The organism is Streptomyces beijiangensis (assembly GCF_017315755.1).
In the GTDB taxonomy this organism is placed as follows: Bacteria; Actinomycetota; Actinomycetes; order Streptomycetales; family Streptomycetaceae; genus Streptomyces; species Streptomyces beijiangensis.
The window spans coordinates 1-270 of the sequence record NZ_JAFLRJ010000916.1 but is presented as its reverse complement, the minus strand read 5'-3'; the positions used below and the strand labels follow the sequence as shown (position 1 = coordinate 270).

The following is a 270-nucleotide window of genomic DNA, read 5'->3' as shown; positions in this document are numbered from 1 at the left end:
GCAGCCAGAAGCCGGCCGCCGACCACAAGCCCAAGGCCGAGGCCGAGCCCCGCCCCGGGGCCAAGCCCAACAGCATCGAGAAATTGGCCGCAGACGCCATCTACAACACGGCGACGCGGGCCAACGCGGAGGCGGGCTCACTGCGCGAACGCATGGCGCGCCCCGGCATCACCTCCGACCTGCGCCTCTCCCCGACGGAGTGCGCGGGCACGGTCACCAGGTCGGCGGAGGGCAGTTACGAGATCATCCGCAAGGGTGCCGATACCTGGG

At 71.1% G+C, this 270-nt stretch carries 1 pseudogene; it reads left to right on the top strand.

The features are described 5' to 3' along the window. A pseudogene (locus J0695_RS39845) lies at positions 1 to 270 on the top strand (hypothetical protein); the annotation flags it as partial.